The sequence below is a fragment of the Rhizobacter sp. P2_H3 genome, assembly GCF_056403355.1.
Genome location: NZ_JBFUFQ010000423.1, coordinates 1 through 2425, shown reverse-complemented (window position 1 = coordinate 2425; position 2425 = coordinate 1). Strand labels below are relative to the sequence as shown.

The 2425-nt window shown below is 69.2% G+C and carries 4 protein-coding genes; all 4 read left to right on the top strand.

The features are described from left to right. Positions 1 to 219 (top strand): M55 family metallopeptidase (locus tag AC1D1T_RS31850; protein WP_477993366.1); only part of this gene is annotated, 219 nt, incomplete at its 5' end. 82 nt (positions 220 to 301) lie between these two features. Then, positions 302 to 673 carry an ArsR/SmtB family transcription factor gene (locus AC1D1T_RS31845; protein WP_477829608.1) on the top strand — a complete coding sequence of 124 codons (372 nt, stop codon included), beginning with the start codon at positions 302 to 304 and terminating at the stop codon, positions 671 to 673. After that, positions 657 to 1154 (top strand): SRPBCC family protein, encoded by a 498-nt coding sequence (locus tag AC1D1T_RS31840; protein WP_477993364.1) that lies wholly within the window; start codon positions 657 to 659, stop codon positions 1152 to 1154. The genes AC1D1T_RS31845 and AC1D1T_RS31840 overlap by 17 nt, the downstream gene beginning before the upstream one ends. A gap of 69 nt (positions 1155 to 1223) precedes the next feature. Further along, positions 1224 to 2425: M16 family metallopeptidase (locus AC1D1T_RS31835; protein WP_477993363.1), on the top strand; the 1202-nt coding region annotated here is incomplete at its 3' end.

Genomic DNA, 2425 nt, shown 5'->3' with positions numbered 1-2425 from the left:
GTGCAGGGCGTGGCCGCTGCGCCGCGTGCGCCGTGGCGACTGCCCGCCGCGCCGACGCTGCGTGTGCAATGCCAGACGCCGGCGCTGGCCGATGCGTTCGCGCTGTGGCCAGCCGTGCAGCGCGAGGATGCAGAGACGATCTCGGTCGTGTGCGGCACGGTGCATGAGGCCATCCGCAGCCTCAATGCGCTGTCGGTGATGGCGAACGCCTTGCGCTGAACCTGCCCGGCGCATGCCGGGTTGACAGGCGCCGGAACGCTCTTTATATTGCCATAAGGTTATATAAAGAGAAGGCTATGTGATGGACTCCGCGACGGTTTCCGATCCCCTCGACCTGACCTTTGCCGCGCTGGCCGATCCGACCCGCCGGGCGATGCTGGCGCGGTTGGCAAGCGGCGAGGCGACGGTCAACCAACTGGCCGAGCCGTTCGCGCTGTCGCAGCCGGCGATCTCGAAGCACCTGAAGGTGCTGGAGCGTGCCGGGCTGATCTCGCGCAGCCGTGCCGCGCAGACGCGGCCGTGCCGGCTCGAGGCGGCGCGGCTGCAGGACGTGGCGCAATGGGTCGCCCCGTACCGCGCGCTGTGGGAAGACAGCTTCGACCGACTCGATGCCTTCCTGCAATCCACCTCCAAACCGATACCGAAAGGAAAACGCCATGTCCGCAAACCCTGATCCGACGAGTTTCGTCATCACCCGCGAGTTCCGCCAGCCGCGCGCGGTGGTCTGGAAGGCCTGGAGCGAGCAGGCGCAACTGCAGAAGTGGTGGGGCCCGAAGGGCTGCACGATCGAGGTGCGCCGCTTCGAATTCCAGCCCGGCGGCTTCTTCCACTACGCGATGCATTTCGACGGCGCACCGACGATGTGGGGGCGATTCAACTACCGCGAGATCGTCACCGGCGAGCGGCTGGTGTGGCTGAACTCGTTCGCCAACGCGCACGGCGGCATCGCGCGCGCGCCGTTCAGCGAGCACTGCCCGATGGAGATCGAGAACGCGGTGACGTTCTCGGAGCAGGGCGGCATCACCACCGTGCGGCTGAAGGCCAGCCCGTTCGGCGAGGAAGCGGCCGAGCGCCGGTTCTTCGACGAACTGCAGCCGTCGCTGGAGCAGGGGTATGGCGGCACGTTCGATCAGCTGGCGGTGCACCTGGGTTGACGGGATGCATCGAAGGCCTTTCGATGCATGCATGATGTGGACTTTCGACCTGCCACATCGGCTCAGCAATTGAACCCCACCGCCCCCAGCCCCCAGCTCGCCACCCTGCCCAACGGCCTGCGCGCCATCGCGATCCCGATGCCGTGGCGCCAGACGGTCAGCCTGAGCATCTTCATCCGCACCGGCAGCCTGCATGAATCGCGGCAGCTCAACGGCATCAGCCACGTCGTCGAGCACATGGCCTTCAAGGGCACGCAGTCGCGCGACTGCCAGCGCATCAACCTCGATGCCGAACGCCTCGGCGCCGAGGTCAACGCCCACACCGACAAGGACCACACCGCGTTCCACATCGAAGGCCTGCCGCACGACCTGCCGGCCTTCGTCGCCCTGCTCGCCGACATCGTGCTGCACAGCACCTTCCCGGCCGACGAGCTCGAGCGCGAGCGCCAGGTCATCGAGCACGAGTTCACCGAGTTCGAGGAAGACCCGGCCGCGATGGCCTTCCAGATGTTCGACCGCGCCTGCTACGGCATGCACCCGGCCGGCCAGCCGGTGATCGGCAACCGCGCCAACCTGAAGCGCTTCAGCCGTGACGACCTGCTGTCCTACGTGCAGCGCCAGTACACCGCCGCCAACGTGATCGTCGCCGCGGCCGGACCGGTCGACGTCGACCCCTTCGTGCGCGCCGTCGAGTCCGCGTTCGGTGCCATGCCCCCCGGCGCGGCGAACGCGGTGCCGCAGCCCGACTGGCGCGGCGGCCTGAAGCTGCGCCGCATGTCGGGCAGCGCGCAATGCCACACGGTACTCGGCTTCGCGGCGCCGGCGCTCGCCGACGACTCGCACGTCAACAGCGTGCTCGCCGCTGCGCTGCTCGGCGAAGGCATGAGCTCGCCGCTGCTCGACGAGATCCGCGAGCGCCGCAGCCTGGCCTACTTCGCGTCGTGCTCGGCCGACATCCTTCCGTCGGCCGGCCAGTTCGTCATCGAGGCCGCCACCGCCCCGGCCCAGGCCGACGAATTCCTCGACGCCGTCGCCCAGCTGCTGCGCCGCCATGCCGACGGCAGCGACGCCGTCGGCCTCGAGCGCGCCCGCAACCAGATCGCGGTGCGCACGCTGCGCGCGCTCGACCAGCCGTCGCGCCGCATCGAATCGGCGGTGCAGGACGTGTTCACCTTCGGCCAGCTGCGCGACAGCCGCGAGTGGCTCGCGCGCCTGCAGGCCGCCTCGGCGCAGGACGTGCGCGAGGTGTTCGCCCGCGCGCTGTCCGGCAG

Excerpts from the sequence above, each read along its gene's own strand:
- AC1D1T_RS31840 (WP_477993364.1), top strand. The coding sequence starts at position 657 with ATGTCCGCAAACCCTGATCCGACGAGTTTCGTCATCACCCGCGAGTTC.
- AC1D1T_RS31845 (WP_477829608.1), top strand. The coding sequence starts at position 302 with ATGGACTCCGCGACGGTTTCCGATCCCCTCGACCTGACCTTTGCCGCG.